This is a genomic window from Nocardia brasiliensis NBRC 14402 (assembly GCF_000308475.2).
GTDB lineage: Bacteria > Actinomycetota > Actinomycetes > Mycobacteriales > Mycobacteriaceae > Nocardia > Nocardia brasiliensis.
On the sequence record NZ_BAFT02000044.1, the window covers coordinates 36895 to 55745 of the forward strand.

Below are 18851 nucleotides of genomic sequence, written 5' to 3' on the forward strand. Positions count from 1 at the left end.
TAGTGTTTCGCCGACGACCACTACTCAGCTGGTACGCAGGTGTTCGAGCGTGGAAGGGACTGCACCGGACCACCATTGGGGGTCGGCGGTGCTGTCGGCGGTGCGGCCGTCGCGGTGGACGTAGTGGCGGACGTCGCGGCCGGTTTCGGCGAGTTCGCCGGAGAGGGCGCGTTCGAGCCACTCGGCGCCGAAACGGAACACCTCGGCCGCGACGCCGCCGAGGGGGTGGAATTCGCCCTCGTAGACGCGAATCTCCTTGGGCGCCTTGACCAGTTCGTAGTTGGCCAGCGCCTGCTCCAGCGGGGTCAGCTCGTCGAATTCGCCGATGCCGAACAGCACCGGGCAGGTGATGTCGCCGACCAATTCGCCGAGCGGCATGCGGGAGGCCAGTTCACGGTCGAACGCCTCCTCGTCCTGGTAGCCGGCCATGTACATGAAGTTGTTCTTGAAGGTCGGCTGGGCGCGCTCGAAGATGGTGCGGAAATCGCCGGTGGGCGCCTCGAATGCGGCGAGCGCGGCCAGCCGCCGGTCCGCCGCGGCCGAACGCGAACCCCAGTAGCCGCTCATGCTGATCCCGAACATGCCGATCCGCTGCGGATCCACCTCGGGCAGCTCGGTCAGGTAGTCGAGGTAACGGCCAACGGCGCGTTCGTAATTGGTGAGGTCGACGGTCAGGCCGTTGGCCCGGGACTCCCCCTGCCCAGGCCCCTCGATGGACAGCGCGACGATTCCGCGTGCGGTGTAGTAGCGCTCGGCCGCGTAGATGTAATCCTCTTTGATCATGTCCATGCCGGGTCCGAGGATCACCGCGGGCGCCGCGCGCACCACCCCTTCGGGCAGGTGCAGCAGCGCATAGATCTGCTTGCCCTCGAAGTCGAGGACCACCCGCCGCACCAACCCGCCGCGCAGGGCGCCGAGCCGCTCGACACAGTGATCGGCACGCGTGCGGAAGGCACATTTGCGCGGATCGGCGGCCTCGAAGATCGAGTACTGCGCCCGGCCCCACATCACCGCCGCACGGTTGTAGAGGTCGGCGGCGGTGCGCGCGAAACCGTGCCGCTCGTGGTGGGCGGCGCGCTCCTCGGCCTGTGCGGCGACGGTCGCCCACGCTTTCGGCAGCATCGCCGCGCTCTGCACCAGGTCGAAGACCTTGTCGAAATCGGTGTGGTCGTGGCCGAGTTGTTCCATGGTGCCCTTGGCCGCCGGGTGCAGCGCGTCGAAGCCGCCCTGGGCCAGGGCGAGGTCGAGTGCCCAACTCTGTCCGATCGAACGTGCGCTCATGTCCTTGCCATCCTCTCATTTAGCTAAGTACTTATCATTTAAGTACTTAGGTTAAGCTGGCGTCAAGCCCTCGAGCCCAGCGAAGGAGACGACCTTGCCGACCCGCGATACAGCCCTCGACCAGCTCGCTCGCGCCGCTTATCGCCTCAGCGCCGCGGACTCCCGGCTACGTGGCCGCGCCACCCGCAGCCCGGACGCCCTCTCCCTCACCCACGCTCGCGCGCTGCGCGTACTCGCCGATCAAGGCCCGCTCACCATCGGCCAACTGGCGGCCGGCACCGAAACCACCGGCGCCGCAACGACCCAGCTCGTCGACGGCCTCGTCGCCGCGGGCTACGTCACCAAACAGCGCTCACCCCGAGACAAACGCTCGGTACTGGTCACTCTCACCGACGCGGGCCGGACCCGCTGCCGCGAACGCATGGCCACCATGCACGCGGCCCTGCAGGAGGAACTGGCCGATCAAGACACCGCCGCCCTACTTTCCGCGACCGAAATACTGCACCGATTGGTCGCGATCTACGACCGGCTCTGACCCTACTTACGGCCATTGGCCATCGCCCCGAAGCGGCCGACAGCACCGAAGCATCGCACGGGATTCCCAGTCGCACATGCCAGGATGGGGCCTATGGCTTCGGTTCCGCACGATCGTGCAACTCCCGCTCGCGCGAGCGCATACGACAACTTCGCCGAATGACTGTGGGTGAGCGGGTAAAGGTTCGCACGGCTTCGGGAGTGGTGCGGGGCGAGTGGGTGCGCGGCGTTGCGGTGTTCCGGGGCATTCCATATGCCCGACCGCCGGTCGGGGCGCGACGTTTCGCCGCGCCGGTGCCGGTGCTGCCGTGGGACGGGGTCCGCGACGCGTCGGAGTTCGGTCCGCCAGTGCCGCAAAGGGGTTGGGCGGGTGCGGATTCCGGTGACTGTCTGACGTTGAACGTGTGGTCACCGGACCTCGGTGCCGCACGGCTACCGGTGCTGGTGTGGATTCACGGGGGCGCGTATCTGGAGGGCGAATCCAGCAACCCGCACCACGACGGCGCACTGCCCGCGGCGGCGGGCGCGGTGGTGGTGAGCATGAACTACCGCACGGGAGTGGAGGGTTTCGCGCACATCACCGGCGCACCGGACAACCGCGGACTGCTCGACCAGACGGCCGCGCTGCGGTGGGTGCAGGACAGTGTGGCCGCGTTCGGCGGCGACCCGGACAGGGTGACGGTGTTCGGGCAGTCCGCGGGCGCGGGTTCGGTTGCGGCACTTCTGGTTATGCCGAGCGCGGCCGGACTGTTTCAGCGCGCCATCGCCCAGAGCGTTCCCGGCACCTATTTCGCACCGCGGCTGGCCGCGGCGATCTCCGCGTCCATCGCGGCGGAAGTCGGAGCGGGCGCCGACATCGACGAGCTGTCCACCATCAGCCCGCGCGCGTTGATCGACGCGACGGGCACGGTGATCGCGAAAATGCCGGACGCGGTGGAATCGTGGGGCCCGATGGCGCTCACCCCGACCCCGTTCTCTCCGGTCGTCGACGGTGACGTGCTGCCTTGTGCGCCGTGGCAGGCCCTCGCCGACGGGGCGGCCAGCGGTGTCGACGTGCTGGTCGGCCATACCCGAGACGAGTTCCGGCTGTTCAATCCGCACCGTGGCGGCACGGTGACCGATGCGGAACTGACGGCGACGCTGCACCGCCTCGCACCCGGAATCGACTACCGCACCGCCTATCCCGACGCCACGAACGCCGAGCTGTACGAAACAGTCAACGCGGACTGGCTTTTCCGTATGCCGAGCCTGCATCTCGCCGCCGCCCAGCGCGCCGGTCGCGGCCGCGCCTGGCTCTACGAACTTGCTTGGAGTTTCCACCGGGACGAGGGCGCCTCGCACAGTCTCGACGTCCTGCTCGTCTTCGGCACCCTCGGCGCGAACGAGGTGCGCGAGCACCCCGCCGCGCGCCCGAACGCCGCCGCAGAAGTGTCCGGCGTCGGTCACGCCATGCGCACCGACTGGCTGCGCTTCGCCACCACCGGCGACCCCGGTTGGCCCCCTTACGATCCGCGCACCCGGCCGACCCGCGTCTACGCGACGAGGCCCGGCACGCAGTGCTATCCCGAAGAGACTTCCTGGCACCTCTGGTCTACGCACCGATTCGTGCCGCTGAACCTGTTGGGCGAGTAGCCGATCCGCTAACGAGGTGGTGGCGGCGGTTCCGGGGTGCGGCCCGGCGGCGCCGGGACGGGCTCCTTCTCCTCCGGCTCGGGCGGTGGCGAATAGGGTTCCACCACTACGACTTTCGGCGGGTTGTCGACCGGGCCGGCGACCGTCGGATAGTACGGTGGCAGATGTTTCGGGCTGCTGTCGGTCGGCTGGGCCGGATACGACGACATCGGGGTGGGTTCTACGGTGCCGACCTTGACCGTCGGCGCGGGCAGATCCGTGGCCGCCGCCCATTCGTCGGTGGACGCGCGCCGGTCGACCAGCTGGGTCGTCGACCCGTCGGACCGGTACTGGTACGCCTCGGTGCTGGGGTACTGGGTGACCTGTCCACCGGCGACGACATCGCCGCCGTGACGCGTGATCGTCATGTCACCGTTCACTGTCGCAACGGGTTTGGCGATTTCCGGGGCGAAGGGGTCCACCGCGGAATAGTGCACCTTCAGTGAGCCGTCGGAGCCCTGCGCCACCCGGACGTCGGGAACGCCGGCACCGGCTTGCCTGCCGTCGACCGACACCGTGGGATTCTGCCGGGCGATCAGGATGCCGTTCTCCATGTCGACGTAGAGCGAAACCCGTGAGGCTTCCGCCGAAGCGTCGGCGGACGGACCACGATTGTCTCCGCGCATCGGATACACGAGCCGGCCCTCGAGCCAGTCGTTGATATTGAGCGCGATGTTGTTGACCTGGTCCACCGGAATGTACATGTTCTGCCGGTACAGCCCCGCGCCGGTGACCGGGTCGAACCGTACCGCCACGATATTGGCGTTGACGCCTTGATATTTGGGGTCGTAGGTGTGCGGGTCGAGCGCTTCGGCCATCCGCCAGTCGTTCTCGGACACCGGATCACGGTGATACACGGCGCGAAACGCGGCGATCTGGTTGGCACGTTTCTGATCGGCTGTGCTCTGTATCGGGGCGACGCCGGCGAACTCGGTATTCAGCGCGGCGCGGATACCCGAGAGTTCTTGCTGGATCCGCGTATCCGCGGCCGCGACGGCATCGGCGGCTTCGACGATCCGGCGCTCCCACACGCCGCGGGCGCCCTCGCGTTCGAGCGTCGGAACGGTACCCGGCGGATGGGTCACGGAGACGGGTTCGGCGACGAACATACCGGTGAAACCGCCCGGCACCACGAAACCGTCGCGCTCGGCGGACGCGATGAGGCTGCGCGCGGAGTTCAACGGCGCATGAATGTCCCAGTAGCCCTGCTCGAGTCGCCCTGCCGCCCCTTCCAGGGCATCCACCAGCGCGAAGGCTTTCTTACGGTCGCTCACGGCGCGATCGTGCGCCGCTTCGGCGGCCTTACCCCGCCACTCGTTATCGGTGACGACGGTGACGTAGCGTTCGAACAGGCCCTCTATTTTCGTGCCGCAATCCCGCAGCCCGCCCGCGATGGTGAGCAGGGGCTGCGGGTCGTAGTCGTCGAGCTGGCGCCTGGACGGTGTTCCGGTCACCTCGGCGCCCCCCATTCGCCGGAGTCCTTGGTATAGGTCGCCGCCAAGATTTCCGCCGCGTTGTCCGCCTCGGCTTCCCGGAATTTGATCGTGGCCTGATGCATGAGTCCGCCGATCTCCCGTAAGCGCCCTGTCACCGCGGTGATCAAACGGTCTTCGACGTCGCCGGCCAGACCCTTCGCCTCGTCGACCGCGCGCAATTTCTCGCCCCAGGAAAGCAGCGGAAGCATTCCGTCTGCTACTTCCAGTCGCGCGGCCTCGTCCCCCAACCCGTACATCTGATTGGACTTGACGCCCAGCTTTTCCAGATCGGCCTGTAACGTCATCGACAACCCCGTTTCGCCCTCGGGGACGTGACGCTCAGCTGCCCCCAGCTGAATAGTGAACGAGCCGAACAGTATTCACGACGGCGTTCAGCTTGGCCGCAATGCTAGCCACCTGCAGGACATTTTGCCGAAATGTTGTGCGGATATGTCAAATTCGGCGCTCGGACCCCCGAATTCTGCGGTCTTGTTTCACTGTGCAGGAGTGGGTCGTGGTCTCGACGGGACAGGTTGCGGCGCAGCCGGTCCCACATACCGTGCGGACGGCCGGATGATCTTCCCGGTTTCGGCTTGTTCGAGCATGTTCGCCGTCCAGCCGATCACTCGGCTCGTCGCGAAAGTGGGCGTGAACATGGTGCGCGGAATACCGCACAGTTCCATCACTACTCCGGCATAGAACTCGACGTTGGCGTACAGGTGCCGGCCGGGTTTGAGTTCGGCGAGCAGTTCGGTCACCCGCCGTTCCACGGCGGTCGCGAATTCGACGAGTTCCCCGCCCATTTCGGTGGCGATCGACCGAAGGAGCACCGAGCGTGGATCTTCGGTGCGATAGACGGCGTGCCCGAAGCCCATGATGCGATCACCCGTGGCGATCTTGCCGCGCACCCAACTGTCGATGCGCTCGACACTGCCGATCTCGTCCAATCCGTCGAGGGCTCGATCGGGCGCCCCGCCGTGCAGCGGTCCGCAGAACGCCCCGATGGCGGCGAGGACGGCCGAGGAGAGGTCGGCCCCGGTCGCGGCCACGACCCGTCCCGCGAAGGTCGAGGCGTTGAAGCCGTGGTCGATGGTGGCGATCAAATACTGTTCGATCGCCCGCGCCGCTCGCGCCTCCGGCACCTCGCCGGTCAGCAGATACAGCCAATTCGCGGCCGTGGACAGGTCCGTGCGCGGTTTGAGCGGCGCGAGCCCGCGGTGCAGCCGGTGCAGGGCCGCCAGAATGGTCGGCGTCACCGCGCAGATCAGCAGCGCGTCGTTTTTACGCTGGGCGGGCATGCTGTCCCACAGCGGCGGCAGATCGCGGAGACCGGCCAGCAAGGACAACGCCGTACGCAACCCGGCCATGGGCCGCAACCGTTCCCCGGCCGCCGCGATCGGCGCCAACAGCGGCAACAGGTCCGGGGGCAGGGTGCGCAGCCGCGCGGTCTCGGCGGTGAACGCGGCGAGCTCCGCCGCATCGGGTAGCCGGCCCTCGAACAGCAGAAACCACACCTCTTCGAAGGTGCACGTGGTCGCCAGGTCGATCGCGGAGTACTGGCGATAGTGGTAGAAGCCCTCGCGTCCGCGCACGTCGCCGAGCCGGGTCTCGGCCGCGACCACGTGCCGCAAACCGGCAGGTACCTCGATCAGCTCGTCGATGTCGTTCAGTTCAGCAGCGTTGCTCGTCATCTGCAGACCTCCTCTTGACTGAACTGTGCGAGCACGCTCGACTAGAGTCAATATTGATCAAGTCAACATGAGCACGGAGGGGCAGGTCGTGACCGGGAAAAGTGACGCACGTTACCTGAGCACCGCCGAGGTGGCGGACCGGCTCGAGATCAAGCCAGCGACGGTCTACGCCTACGTGAGCCGCGGCCTGCTGACCAAGGTCGCGGCGGCGGACCGGCGCGGCAGCCTGTTCCGCGAGGACGAGGTAGCCCGCCTCGCCCGCGGCCGCCGCCGCGGCACCGGTCACCGCAGCACCATCGACGATGTCACCACCGCGATCTCGGCCATCGACGAGGACCGGCTCCACTATCGGGGCCGCGATGTCGCCGAGCTGGTGGCCGCGCATCCGGTCGAATCCGTCGCCGGGCTGTTGTGGACTGGCGAGGCGGTAGCGCAGGAGTTCCACGCGCCCGCAACGCTTCTCGCGACCACGCGCGCCGCAGTGGCCGCGCTCGACCCCACGGTGCGGCTGACCGATCGCCTGCGGGTCGCGGTGACGGTGGCCGGCGCGAGCGACCCGCTGCGCTTCGATCTGTCCACACCCGGCGTACTGCGCACGGCGCGCATACTTCTCGCCGTCGAGGCAGCGGGGCTCGGTGCGGCCCAGCATGATTCGGCAACGCTCGTCGAACGGCTCGCGCCGAGCCTGACCGACGCCGCCGTGCCGCCCGAGTTGCTCGACGCGACGCTGACCTTGCTGGCCGATCACGGGCTCGCGGTCTCCACGGTGGCGGCGCGGGTCGCGGCGAGCGCGCGCGTGCACCCGTACGCCGTGGTCTCAGCGGGCCTCGGCGCCCTCGACAGCCAATACCACGGCACCGCAAGCACTCTCGCCTATCGGTTCCTGGCCGAAGCGATCACCGACCCGCTGGGCGCGGCGTCCGAACGGCTCCGCCTCGGTGCCGGGCTGCCCGGTTTCGGGCACCTCGTCTACCGCGCCACCGATCCGCGCGCCGAAATCTTGCTGGACCGGCTCCGCGCGATACCGGCGGCGGCCCCGGCCCTGGCCGCCGTCGACACCATCACCGAGCAGCTCGGCACACCGCACACCACCGTCGCGAACATCGACCTGGCGCTGGCCGTCCTCATGCACGCCTACCGGATGCGTCCCGACGCGGGCGAGGCCCTGTTCGCCCTCGCCCGCACCATCGGCTGGATCGCGCACACGCTGGAGGAATACACCGAACCCCCGATGCGCTTCCGCCCCACCCGAACTCCCCCGCCGTCGGCCCGGAACTACGACGAGACCGGCAGCATCGCCACCACGTAGGCGACGGGGCGGCCGTCCTGGATGCAGGAGTGTTCGGCACACTCGGCGAACCCCAACTGGCGGACCAGCTGTCGACTGCGGGCATTCCACGCCTGAATAACCGCGCGTACGGGCGTCGACGGGTGGTCGCGGCGGAGTTCGGTCAGCACCGCGCTGCCGAACTGCTTGCCGTGCCCCTTGCCGACCCAGTGCGGGTCCATGCCGACACCGAGGTCGAGGATGCCCGGATCCGCGGCGATACCGGGCACCCGCGCTTCGGGACCGGTGCAGAAGAAGCCGACGAGGCGACCGCTGCCCGCATCGGCCACCGCCATATATCCGTCGGCGGCGCTGGGTAGCTCCTCGTCTGCGGTCAGGTTGTAGATCTGCCACGGACCGCCGTACTGCCACCCGACCACCTGGCGGGCATCGTCGACGGTCAAGGGACGCACCACGAGGTGATCGGACCATCCATCACTCATTCGACGATCGTCTCGCAAACCTGCGGCGTATTCGACGCGTTTTCGTTTTCCGGCAGACTCGACCCATGCCGGTTCCCCCACTCGTCGCGCACACCATCGACTCGTACCTGGCGTTAGCGGATGCCGAAGCGCCGGGGCTGATCGAGGGCCTGTACTTGGAAGGCTCTGTCGCACTGGACGATTACCGTCCCGGCGCGAGCGATATCGATTTCGTCGCCGTCACCGCCGCGCCGCCCGACCGCGCCACGGTGGCCGCGCTCGAACGGGTCCACGCCCGGCTCGGGTACCAGCAACGTCGTCCGTTCTTCGACGGCAGCTATCTCACCTGGGCAGACCTCGCCGCAGGTCCGGACGCCGCGGCCGGGCGACCGATCAGCCTCCAAGGAAAATTCCAGCCACGCGGCGCGCACCAGACCCCGGTCACCTGGCACACGCTCGCCGGGCACGGCGTCACCCTGCGCGGGCCGGACATCACCGAACTCGACATCTGGACCGACGCCGCGGCGCTGGCCGCCTGGCAGAACACCAACCTCGACGACTACTGGGCACGCGGATTGGCCGCGGGTGCCCGTCTGGCGAGCAAGCACGGCCTCGGCCTGCTGACCGATTACGGCACCGTCTGGACCGTCACCGGTATCGCCCGCCTGCACTACACGATCGTCACCGGCGACATCACCTCCAAGGACGGCGCGGGCCGACATGCCCGCCAGTACTTCCCGGACCGTTGGCACCGCCTCATCGACGAAGCACTACGCTTGCGCCGCAACGACTCTCGAACGTCGATCTACCGGAGCCCGTTCGCCCGCCGCCGCGACATCCTCGACTTCGGGCACACGATGATCGCCGACGCGCATGATGTATACAGGCGGCGGTGGGGCCTGGGCGGATGATCAAGGGGACCGGGCTGCTCCCACTCTCGTAGACGACGCACTGTACGTGCGCCGCAACAACTCTCATGTGTCACCCGATCGAATTTCGTTCGCCTGCCGCCGTGACGTCCTCGACGTCGAGCGCGCGACGATCGCCAGCGCGCAGGCCACGTATCGGCGGGGGACGATCGCCAGCGCGCACGCCACGTATGGGCGGCGGTGGGCCTGAGCGGATGATCACGGGACCGGACCGCTCCTCCACCTGGACGGCCGCTGTACTTGCGCCGCAACGACTCTCGGACTCTCGTGCACCGTGCTGCTGGAGTCCACTCGGCCGCCGCTGCGACGCCTTTGCCCTCGGCGCACGATGATCGCTGACGCGCCCACCGCCGGTGACCCCCGCATCGCACGACGTGGGGGGGCCGCGGTGGGAACTGGCCATTTGATCACCAGGTAATGGTGGCGGCATCGCCCGAGAGCCCCCCGCCACCATTACCTGGTGACCAATCGACCAGCAGCGCTCAGGCCGTCGGGGGCGGGCTCGTTGGGCGGGAACTGCTGGTGGAGGTGGCCCATGGCGCACCCTGCGCGGGGTTTCGGGTGCGGGTCGCCGGTGCGGCTGGCGACTTGCGCGGGCGGACGCTCGTGCCAGAAACGAGCGGATCTCAGGGGGCGATCGGCGCTTCCTCCGGGTCCGGGCGGGCGGCCTGAGTGCCGAATTGTGTTGCGAGCCGTGCTTGTTCGGGCTCCAGGGCATGCCAGTTGTGCAAGTAGCCGGGGTGGTCGGCCACCTCGAGCAGGACCGCGTTACCGAAGGCCGGGTGGGTTTGCGCGGCGCGGACCGTGGTGCGGCCGCCGCGCAGGTTGGCGTGTCCGCGCAGGACGAACAGGTGGGAGTCGACGTACAGTTCGGTGCCGGGAGCCGGCGCGGGCGCCGGAACCCAGCCCTCGGACAACTGGCGGGCAGCGCGTCCGCCGTCGTCACGCACGCGGAAGCGGACCTCCAGACCGCGCCCGCCCTCGGGGACCGACCAGCAAACGTTCAGTCCCGCACCGGACGGGTCCTCGTGCAGGTCCGCCACCCCGACGGCGATCAGCACATGACCTTGCCCGGTCAGTTCCGCGCACGCCTGCGCGACATCCTCGACGTAGGTGTCGCCGGGAAAGGTGAATTCGTAGTGGTGCATGTCGTTGATGGTGGACAGCACCGCCTCGACCGGAACACCCTTCGCGACCTCCCGCTCGACCAGCCGCTGCATATCGCTCACGCCGATGAGGGAATCCGGTGCGTCGGCGGGCTCCTCGAAGAGCCGGTCGGTGTCGCCGCGCGCGATCATCACCGACTTCGCCAGGAATCGAGCCGCGCGGGAGCTGACCTGATACACCGCCTGCGCCGGGTCGGGATCGTCGCCGCGGCCGAAGGTTTCGGCGATCGCCTGGCACAGCTCGTCCTCGATCGGTACGCAGCGTGCGGCGATCTCATGGGTCTGGTCCTGCAATGCCCGCGCGTCACCACTGTCGGGCACCTGCGTCTGGGCGAGAAACAGTTCCAGCACGCGGTCGAGGATCATCAGTCCCTCGGCACCCTGGATCGGGATGTCCAGCACATACGCCAACCGATACGCCCGAGCCGCCGCTTCCTGCTCACCCAGTACCGCCGCACTCGGATAACCCAGCACCGCCGCGACCACACCCGCGTTGTCCATACCCACCTCTGCTCCTCGCGATCCCGATCGCCGCGAACCCCGACACCGTATCCGGCCGATGAACCCGCCGCGGTCCCGCCGGCAAAAGCCCTTGTCCGCCCGGCGATCGCAGTACCCGGACAGCCCGGTGACGATGCGGGACCGCGCACGACGGTCCTCACCGACACGGCCCGTTCCTCCGCCGTTTCTGTGCGCCTCGAAGCTGCGGGTTGCACCCGGGTATTACGGCCGTGCGGCACTGCCCGACGCGCGGGGCTCGGCTGCCGCGAATTCGACTGGGGCGGCGGCAGAATGGGAGTGGTCGACGAACAGGGAGTTGATCGATGGAAGAGCGGTCTGCCGTGGTCGCCGTGCCGGAGTCGGTGCGCAACGAATTGCGTCGTGGCGTGCGCAGTGTCCTGGTGGACGCGGCGGCGTTGCGGTTGGTGCGGGAACGGTTCGATGAGGTGCAGGCGGGGTCGCTGCGCCGGTATCTGGAGGCCTCGCAGTCGGCTAATACGTTGCGCGCCTATCGAACCGACTGGATCGCGTGGTCGGCGTGGTGCGTGGCCGAGAGCAGGCAGGCGATGCCCGCCGATCCGCTGGATGTCGCCGTGTATCTCGCGGCCGCGGCCGACGCCCGTCGCGACACGGGCGGATGGGCGTTCAGCGCGGCCACCCTCGAACGGAAGTCGGCCGCGATCGCCGCGGTGCACGCGGCCAATGGACTGCCTTCGCCGACCCGTTCCGATGTCGTCCGCCTGACCCTGCGCGGTATCCGGCGCACCCGGCGCACTCAGCCGACCCGCAAACGTCCGGTCCTGCTGCACACCCTCGACCAGTTGCTGGCCGGGTTGCCCGAACCCGGTTGGCCGAACGAACCTGCGCGCCGCCGTGACGCGCTCATGCTGTTGGTCGGTTTCGCGGGAGCGTTGCGGCGTAGCGAGTTGGCGGGCTTGCGGATCGCCGATGTGGAGGTGCGCGTCGATCACGCCACGGGCGAACCGGTGCTGCTGGTGCGGTTGCCGTCGACGAAGACCGACCCCACCGGCGTCGCCGAACAGCGCGTCGCGCTGCCGCGGGGTCAACGCCCGCATACCTGCCCGGTGTGCGCGTTCGCCGACTGGGTGCGACTGCTCGAAATACTCGCCGCCGAAGGCACCTCGGGCTTGCGGGCGTGGCTCGCCGACGGCGGCGACACCGATCCGGCCATCCACCGCTGTCACGGTTTCACCGGTACCGCACTCGCCGCTGACCCGGATCTTCCGTTGTGCCCCACCATCAATCGGCACGGCACGGTCGGCACCGACCCGATGTCCGGCCGGGCCGTCGCCGAACTCGTCAAACGGTACGCGGCCCGCGCGGGACTGGACCCCGACCTCTTCTCCGGACACTCCTTACGCGCCGGCTTCGCCACCCAGGCCGCCCTCGGCGGCGCCAGCGACCGCGAGATCATGCGCCAGGGCCGCTGGTCCAACCCGCGCACCGTGCACGGCTACATCCGCACCGCGAACCCGTTGGAGGACAACGCCGTAACCAAACTCGGGCTCTGAACGCAACTGTCCCGAGCGTGCCCATCGCCGACGCGTGCCTTCTCGAGAGCCCGTTGCTCGCGATGCCTTCGCGATGATGCGGTGCCTATGGTCGAGGCGCGACCACCGCCGGGGTGGCACGGAACCCTCAGTCGGGGCGCGGCGGATCGGCCGGGTGGTGCCGATCCGCCGCGGCATCGAAGGTTAGGTTCTGTACCGGAACAGGATTCGACCGCGGGTGAGGTCATATGGACTGAGCTCGACCAGCACTCGGTCCTGCGGCAGGATCTTGATGTAGTTCTTGCGGATCTTCCCGCTGATGTGCGCGAGGACGGTGTGCCCGTTCGGAAGCTCCACCTTGAAGGTGGCGTTGCGCAAGCATTCCACCACCGTGCCCTCGATCTCGATGCCCTTGCCGAGCTTTCGGGTGTTGGTCATCGCAGCACCAACTCCAGGGTGCTGCCCGCGCGACGCGCCCCGCCGAGACTGTCGAACAATGTGACTGCCGCAGTGGCGGTTTCGTCGACGCACGCGGAGACCGAGTCGACTCCGGACCGGTGCAGCGCGTCGAGCACCTGGGCGAGCAGTGCACGGGCGATCCCGCGCCTGCGGTGCTCGGCGCGCACGGCGAGCAGTTCGATGCGTGCGTGGCTGCGGCGCGTTGCCGTTCGCAGCAAACCCACATATTCCTGGTCGGAGACGGCGACGGCGAAGTGCCCGCAGTCGAGCGGGCGGGCGATGATCTCGGCGGGCATGGTGTCCCACCCGGCGGTGGCCTCGATCTCTGCGCGCATAGCGGCATAGGCTGCCAGCAACGGAACCTGTTGTGCCGCACCGATCGGCAGCAATGTCACGTCTGCGGGGACCGGTGCCGACCCGGCGTGCTGTGGATTCGCGGGTATCAAATATTCCCACTTGCGGCGGCGAGTGATGAAACCAGCATGTGCCCAGCGCGACCGCAGGTCCGTCTCGAGCTCGTCGACCACGGTGTGCAGTGGTGCCGCGAGCTCGTTCACCATGGCCGTGGCGAGGCGGTCGAAGACCGTGTCGTCCCAGGAGTCGATGCTCACGAAGGTCCGGCCGTCGGGGCGCTGTGCGGCGTCGGCGCGGCCGAGCACTCGGCCGTCCGCGACCGCCTGCCATCGGATGGGGGAAAGCCGCGTGATCTCGGGGTCACCCGGATGTATTGCACTCATTGTACGTCGCCTTTCGGAATTGCCTTGTGACACAGGCACTCCCGGCGACGGCTACAGTGTTCGCCAAACCATGACGGCGATAGGGAGGCCCCACGTCGATACAGTGTTCACGGGTCTCACCTCCTCGGCTTGTGTCACGGTCTGCGCGAGACTAACAGTTCGAACCTGCTCGCGCCCAACCCTTTTTCGTGATCACATCGCGCAACCTTCAAGCGACACAGAATTCGTTGCCTTCGGGGTCGGCCATGGTCACCCACTGGGAGGGACCTTCCTTGCCTTCGTACAGGACCTTTGCACCCATTCCGGTCAGCCGTTCGACCTCGGCGGCGCGTTGCGCGGAATCGACGCGGATATCGAGGTGCATCCGGTTCTTCACCGTTTTGGCCTCGGGCACCAACTGGAACAGCACGCGCGGGCGGTCGGCGTGGCGGATGGCGGCGCCGATCTTCCATTTCAGTTTGCCGTGATGGGTCGTGGTGTCCTCGTCGGTGGCGTGGCCCTGGGCGATCATGCTGCGGATGAAGTCCTCGTCCTGCGGCTCGACCTCCCACCGCAACGCCTCGGCCCACCAGTCCGCGAGCGTATGCGGGTCGGCACTGTCGACGACGACCTGAAATTCGTATCCCATGCCCAGGACCCTAGCCACGGGGTACGACAAGCCGCCGGACATTCGAGCCACCATCGATAACTGACAGATCACTACTCTGGCCGCAATCACCACGTACCAGCGGAATATTTTGCAATTGATGCACGTCAGATCCGTTTCGATCCCGATGCTGCGGATATGCTGATCTTGTGCAGTCTGCGCCGGCGCCGATGCTGGCCGTCTCCGGACGGCCACCGGTGGATATCGGCCGCTGGGCGATCGAAATGAAATGGGACGGGATCCGCGCGGTCACCGTCACGCGGGACCGCCAATGCCGTTTCTACAGTCGCAACAATCGCGATATCAGCGCGTCTTTCCCGGAACTGACCGCCGCGTTCATTGAACTGCTCGGCGACCGCGAACTCGTCCTCGACGGCGAGATCGTCGCGCCGGAACCGAGTACCGGGGCACCCTCGTTCCGTCGGTTGCAGCGACGCATGCACGTGCTCAACCCCGGGGCCGAATTGCTACGCGAGGTTCCGGTGCAGTATCTGATATTCGATCTGCTCGACGACGGGACCGCGATCACGTCGCTGCCGTATACCGAGCGTCGCGCGCGCCTCGACGATTTGGCACTCGACGCGAAATTGATCCGCACGCCGCCCTATTACACCGATGTCGACGCCGACACCATGCTCGGTATCGCGCGCGAACACGGCCTCGAAGGCATCGTCGCCAAACGCCTCGACTCCACCTACCAGCCCGGCCGACGGGCGCCGGTGTGGATCAAAACCCCGCTGCGACGCACCACCGAGATCGTCGTGGCGGGGTGGCTGCCCGGCAGCGGACGCTTCACCGGAATCTTCGGTTCGATCGTGATGGGCGCCTACGACGACGCGAACCGCCTCGTCCACGTCGGCAACGTCGGCACGGGCTGGACCATGCGCGACCGCCGTGCCCTGCAGGCCCGGCTGACCGAAATCGCGCGCCCGGACACGCCTTTCGACGTCCCGCCACCGCGACAGGTGGCGAACGCGGCGCACTGGGTCGAGCCGGAACTCGTCGCCGACATCGAGTTCCGGGAGGTCAGCTCCGATGGGTTGCGCCATCCGAGCTGGCGTGGACTGCGCCCCGACCGGAACCCACGCGAAGCCAAGGTGCCTGCGCCGGACTGACCCGTACCGGCTGGGGTGGGCACTCGGTTGAAGATTGCCGTCCCAGCTGAAGGCCCCGCAGCGAGGTGGGCGTTTGCGGGTGCCGCCGGTTTTGGTGGCTTTCGTCCGTTCTGCATAAGGTGTCCGCTTAGGGGTCGCGACCAGCGTGGTCGCGGATCTTCCTGCTGACACCGTGAGGGAACGTTGTACAAGATCTTTTCTGCCGCTCTGCTGACCGCCGCGGCCGTCGGCTCGCTGGTTCTCGTGCCCGCCGCGACCGCACACGCCAAGTCGCCGGTCTGCGACACCGCCATCGCCTGGATCAACGCGGCAATCGACATGTCCCCGGACGGCAATCTCGATGCGGCCACCCTGCAGTCGCTGTCCGCGCGGCTGTCCGGGCTTCCGGCCGTGGGCGAGGAGAAGGCGGCGATCGAGGCGTACGCGGCCGCCCTGCTCGACGACGGCGCCGACATGGACGCTGCCACCGACGCGTTCAACGCCGTCTGCGCGAGCTGACCGGTCGCCGCAGAGCGGGAAACAGTTCCGCTCTGCGGCCGTCGCCCGCTTCGTGGACGCCTGCCCCGTCGGCGAATTCCGGACACCGGCGGTCGACTCAGTAACGGAATTCACCGGTGTAGTCATCGGGCCGGACGACGTGCGGCCCGCCCTCGGCATCCATGTCGCGGCGCGCGATCACCGCTTTCTCCAGCAGATTGCGTTCTCGGAGAAGCTTTTCGGCTTCTTCGACGACCATGACCCACTGACTCGGCCGGACGAGACCGAACACATTCATCGTCTCGTACCCGAAATCGTTGCCGTCGATCACGCCGATATCCGCACGCGGAAAGGCTGTTTCGAGCGCGACTTCCAACTCCTGCAAGACGTCGATGTCGTCCACGGCTCCCGTTCTGGGGAGTTGCACGATCAGCTGCCAGCTCTGCGCTTCCACGAATTGGAGCGGTTTTATCCATCTTGACGATGAGGATCGGCGGCTGCTCGCGGCCCGTCGGCGCGATTCGGACCGTTGGGGGTTCGCCCTGCAGCTGGTCACGGTCCGTCTCTCGGCATGTTTCTGCCGAATCCGCTGGGGGTGCCCGCCGAGTTGGTGGCGTATCTGGCTGAGCAGCTCGATATCGCCGATCCGGCGTGCGTGAAGTCCTACACCGACCGGGACAAGACCCGCCTCGAGCATGCCTGGGAGATTCAGCGTGAGTGCGGGCTGGTCGCCTTCGGCGAGGTCGAAGGTGAACTCGCGGCGTGGATCTCGGACCAGGCATGGATGACCGGCGATGGCCCGAAAGCGATTTCGACGGTGCGGTGGCTTGGCTGCGGAACCGCCGCGCGCTGTTGCCGCAGGGTGTGACGACCTGGAACGTCTTGTCGCGCAAGACCGTCAGGCCGCTGACGAGCGATTGTGGGCGCAACTGGCGAACCAACTGGACCCGCTTACTGCCCGCTCTCTGCTGGGGAGGCTGATTGCGCGCGAGGAGGGCCGGCGCAAGGTGATCGACCTGGAACGCCTGCGGCGCATCCGATCCCAGGATCTCGGCGACCCGATCCCTGCGCAGTGCATCGAGCCAGGGCGGCACCTACGCTACCGCACATAGTGCGTGGCTATATGCGGTAACTTGTCAGCGCCGGATCCCGCGCGGATGTTCACCCGACGCCAATTCTGCTGGTCGTCTCTGGCACGTGAGTTTTGCCCGATCGGTGGATCCGGTCCCACTGCCGACCGGGCTCGGGCCGGTCGGCGTCGCGGCGACGTGTGGTATTCGAGCCCGTCAAGGGCGAATGAGGAGCCGGACCGCAGGACGCCTGTGTCCGGGGCCGGTGCCCCTTTCCCACCCGCGGGTGGGACCACGGGTCAAAGCCGCAGCAGCCTCTCGGTGTTGCCGTGCGCGATCTTGTCCTTGTCTTCGTCCGGCAGCTCCGCGTCCGCGAGAAACGCAGCCGCGCCGTCGTTTCCGGCGAACGGGTAGTCCACCGAGAAGAGTATCCGGTCCACGCCGACGGTTTCCAGGCAGAACTTCAACTGGGCGTGGCTGAACATTCCGCTCGGAGTGATGTAGGTGTTCTGGCGAACGTACTCTCCGATCGTGCGATCGAGTTCGGTGACCTCGCGCTGCAGCGCCTCGTCCAAACGGTCGAGGTAGAACGGGATCATCTCGCCCCAGTGGCCGAGGATGATCTGCAGGCGGGGGTATCGATCGAAGACTCCCGCCAGCACCATGTGCAGGAAGTGCACCGCCGTTTCCTGGTGCCATCCCCACGCGCTGGTCTGAAACCGCGCGACGACCAGCGGGTCCAGTCCCGCGTAATTGGCTTCGGTGACCTCGGTCGGAGGAACACCGGGATGCAGGTAGATCGGCACGTCGAGGTCGTGGGCGCGATGCAGCACCGGGTCGAAACCCGCGAATCGGTCGGGGTGCGCGGGCCAAGGTGTCGTTTGCTGCGCGGACGAGCTCCTGCGCATCGGTGGGCGGGAGTTGCTGGGTCGACAGACACGACAGCACCTGCATGGAAATGCCGTGCTGGTCCATATCGGCGAGACGGTTCTCACCCAGGTCGGTCAGAACTTCGAACGCGGGTGAATAGGACAGCCCGGCGCGGGGATCGTAGGCCGCGCCGAAATGAGGACTGAGCCGGTGGGCTTCCGGCGCACTCGCCTTCGCGATCTCGGGGACCAGGAAATGTTCCCCGACCGGATCGCCACCCGCTCGGCCAGGGACGATGGGCGACGCCTGGGGCGCGGGCCCGTTGACCGCTACCCGCTCGGTCGACCTGAATACCGGCCTACCCGAATACCGGCCTCTGCCAGTCCGGAACGCCGTTAGCGCCGGATCCTGACCGGTTACACCACTATCCCCTTCTCGGCCGGGCGCGGGATTCGGTCTGACCCGCGACGGCTCGAGGCGACGTGGTCAAGCCTCACGTCCGACGACATCGACATAGCGCTGCAGGTACAGCGGCCAGCCCGCATCGTTGCCGACGCCCGCGCGTACCGCGTCACCGGTGTCGCCGTGGCGGTCGAGATTCCGGTGTTCGAGATCGACGCGGGTGCGGTCGGGGGTTTCGGCGGTGAAGCGGACCTCCACTTCGGAGGTCTTGTCCGGGTCGTTCTCGATTTCCCAGCGGCCGTTGATATCCCAGCTGAACACCACCCGATTCGGCGGTTCGTACGCGAGCACCCGCGCCCACCGGCATTCGCTGCCGTCTTCGCCACGGTCGTAGATGTGCCCGCCGACCCGCGGTTCGAAGACGGTCTCGGCGATCGGCACCGCCAGCAGGTTGTGTTCGCGCGGTTTGATCACATCGAATCGTGTGGTGAACAGCGTGAACGCGCGCTCGAGCGGCGCGTCGACCACGATCTGCAACCGCACGGGTTCGGTTCGGGTCTGGGTCAT

General features: G+C 67.6%; 20 protein-coding genes. 8 read left to right on the forward strand and 12 right to left on the reverse strand.

What is annotated here, in order from left to right; translation table 11 throughout:
• Positions 1-24 precede the first annotated feature (24 nt).
• Positions 25-1281 (reverse strand): alpha/beta hydrolase, encoded by a 1257-nt coding sequence (locus tag TY25_RS14075; protein WP_042256445.1) that lies wholly within the window; start codon positions 1279-1281, stop codon positions 25-27.
• A gap of 94 nt (positions 1282-1375) precedes the next feature.
• Here TY25_RS14075 and TY25_RS14080 point away from each other — a divergent pair, with 94 nt between their 5' ends.
• The gene (locus tag TY25_RS14080) at positions 1376-1816 is read left to right on the forward strand and encodes a MarR family winged helix-turn-helix transcriptional regulator (protein WP_042256448.1); all 441 of its coding nucleotides are present in this window, start codon (positions 1376-1378) and stop codon (positions 1814-1816) included.
• Positions 1817-1974: 158 nt separating this feature from the next.
• A complete protein-coding gene (locus TY25_RS14085) occupies positions 1975-3447 on the forward strand; it encodes a carboxylesterase/lipase family protein (protein WP_042256449.1) in 1473 nt (490 codons plus the stop codon).
• A gap of 8 nt (positions 3448-3455) precedes the next feature.
• On the opposite strand, the gene TY25_RS40520 is transcribed toward TY25_RS14085, so the two are convergent.
• From TY25_RS40520 to TY25_RS14100, 3 genes are all read right to left on the reverse strand, one after another.
• Positions 3456-4955 carry a hypothetical protein gene (locus TY25_RS40520; protein WP_052382963.1) on the reverse strand — a complete coding sequence of 500 codons (1500 nt, stop codon included), beginning with the start codon at positions 4953-4955 and terminating at the stop codon, positions 3456-3458.
• The gene (locus TY25_RS14095) at positions 4937-5266 is read right to left on the reverse strand and encodes a hypothetical protein (protein WP_042256450.1); all 330 of its coding nucleotides are present in this window, start codon (positions 5264-5266) and stop codon (positions 4937-4939) included. Before TY25_RS14095 ends, TY25_RS40520 begins: the two co-directional genes overlap by 19 nt.
• A 189-nt stretch (positions 5267-5455) precedes the next feature.
• Positions 5456-6652 (reverse strand): citrate/2-methylcitrate synthase, encoded by a 1197-nt coding sequence (locus TY25_RS14100; RefSeq protein ID WP_042256451.1) that lies wholly within the window; start codon positions 6650-6652, stop codon positions 5456-5458.
• 88 nt (positions 6653-6740) lie between these two features.
• Between TY25_RS14100 and TY25_RS14105 the strand changes: the two genes are divergently transcribed.
• Positions 6741-7961, forward strand: coding sequence for a citrate synthase (locus TY25_RS14105; RefSeq protein WP_088607212.1), 1221 nt, complete (start codon positions 6741-6743; stop codon positions 7959-7961).
• On the opposite strand, the gene TY25_RS40525 is transcribed toward TY25_RS14105, so the two are convergent.
• Positions 7928-8422 carry a GNAT family N-acetyltransferase gene (locus TY25_RS40525; protein WP_029900208.1) on the reverse strand — a complete coding sequence of 165 codons (495 nt, stop codon included), beginning with the start codon at positions 8420-8422 and terminating at the stop codon, positions 7928-7930. The genes TY25_RS14105 and TY25_RS40525 overlap by 34 nt on opposite strands.
• A gap of 65 nt (positions 8423-8487) precedes the next feature.
• Here TY25_RS40525 and TY25_RS14115 point away from each other — a divergent pair, with 65 nt between their 5' ends.
• On the forward strand, positions 8488-9312 hold the full coding sequence (locus tag TY25_RS14115; protein ID WP_042256456.1) for an aminoglycoside adenylyltransferase domain-containing protein: 825 nt from the start codon (positions 8488-8490) through the stop codon (positions 9310-9312).
• A gap of 644 nt (positions 9313-9956) precedes the next feature.
• Here TY25_RS14115 and TY25_RS14120 read toward each other — a convergent pair.
• Positions 9957-11003, reverse strand: a complete 1047-nt coding sequence (locus TY25_RS14120) for a hypothetical protein (RefSeq protein WP_146153977.1) — start codon at positions 11001-11003, stop codon at positions 9957-9959.
• A gap of 317 nt (positions 11004-11320) precedes the next feature.
• Here TY25_RS14120 and TY25_RS14125 point away from each other — a divergent pair, with 317 nt between their 5' ends.
• A complete protein-coding gene (locus TY25_RS14125) occupies positions 11321-12529 on the forward strand; it encodes a site-specific integrase (protein WP_042256458.1) in 1209 nt (402 codons plus the stop codon).
• A gap of 183 nt (positions 12530-12712) precedes the next feature.
• On the opposite strand, the gene infA is transcribed toward TY25_RS14125, so the two are convergent.
• The 3 genes from infA to TY25_RS14140 all read right to left on the reverse strand — a co-directional run bounded on the left by infA (position 12713) and on the right by TY25_RS14140 (position 14332).
• Positions 12713-12946, reverse strand: a complete 234-nt coding sequence (gene infA / locus TY25_RS14130) for a translation initiation factor IF-1 (protein ID WP_042256459.1) — start codon at positions 12944-12946, stop codon at positions 12713-12715.
• Entirely contained in the window at positions 12943-13704 is a 762-nt protein-coding gene (locus tag TY25_RS14135) for a GNAT family N-acetyltransferase (RefSeq protein ID WP_042256461.1), read from the reverse strand. Before TY25_RS14135 ends, infA begins: the two co-directional genes overlap by 4 nt.
• 208 nt (positions 13705-13912) lie before the next feature.
• Positions 13913-14332 (reverse strand): VOC family protein, encoded by a 420-nt coding sequence (locus TY25_RS14140; RefSeq protein ID WP_042256462.1) that lies wholly within the window; start codon positions 14330-14332, stop codon positions 13913-13915.
• Positions 14333-14520: 188 nt separating this feature from the next.
• Between TY25_RS14140 and ligD the strand changes: the two genes are divergently transcribed.
• Both ligD and TY25_RS14150 read left to right on the forward strand, forming a co-directional pair.
• Positions 14521-15465 (forward strand): non-homologous end-joining DNA ligase, encoded by a 945-nt coding sequence (gene ligD, locus TY25_RS14145; RefSeq protein WP_042256506.1) that lies wholly within the window; start codon positions 14521-14523, stop codon positions 15463-15465.
• A 183-nt stretch (positions 15466-15648) separates the two neighbouring features.
• Entirely contained in the window at positions 15649-15963 is a 315-nt protein-coding gene (locus tag TY25_RS14150; protein ID WP_042256463.1) for a hypothetical protein, read from the forward strand.
• Positions 15964-16060: 97 nt separating this feature from the next.
• Here TY25_RS14150 and TY25_RS14155 read toward each other — a convergent pair whose 3' ends face one another.
• Positions 16061-16396 carry a hypothetical protein gene (locus TY25_RS14155; RefSeq protein WP_081868859.1) on the reverse strand — a complete coding sequence of 112 codons (336 nt, stop codon included), beginning with the start codon at positions 16394-16396 and terminating at the stop codon, positions 16061-16063.
• 117 nt (positions 16397-16513) lie between these two features.
• Here TY25_RS14155 and TY25_RS44865 point away from each other — a divergent pair, with 117 nt between their 5' ends.
• Positions 16514-16810 carry a DUF4158 domain-containing protein gene (locus tag TY25_RS44865; RefSeq protein ID WP_081868860.1) on the forward strand — a complete coding sequence of 99 codons (297 nt, stop codon included), beginning with the start codon at positions 16514-16516 and terminating at the stop codon, positions 16808-16810.
• 501 nt (positions 16811-17311) lie between these two features.
• On the opposite strand, the gene TY25_RS14170 is transcribed toward TY25_RS44865, so the two are convergent.
• Both TY25_RS14170 and TY25_RS44020 read right to left on the reverse strand, forming a co-directional pair.
• Complete coding sequence (locus tag TY25_RS14170) at positions 17312-17920, reverse strand: amidohydrolase family protein (RefSeq protein ID WP_226887348.1); 609 nt, start codon at positions 17918-17920, stop codon at positions 17312-17314.
• 448 nt (positions 17921-18368) lie between these two features.
• Positions 18369-18851, reverse strand: coding sequence for an SRPBCC family protein (locus TY25_RS44020; RefSeq protein WP_042256507.1), 483 nt, complete (start codon positions 18849-18851; stop codon positions 18369-18371).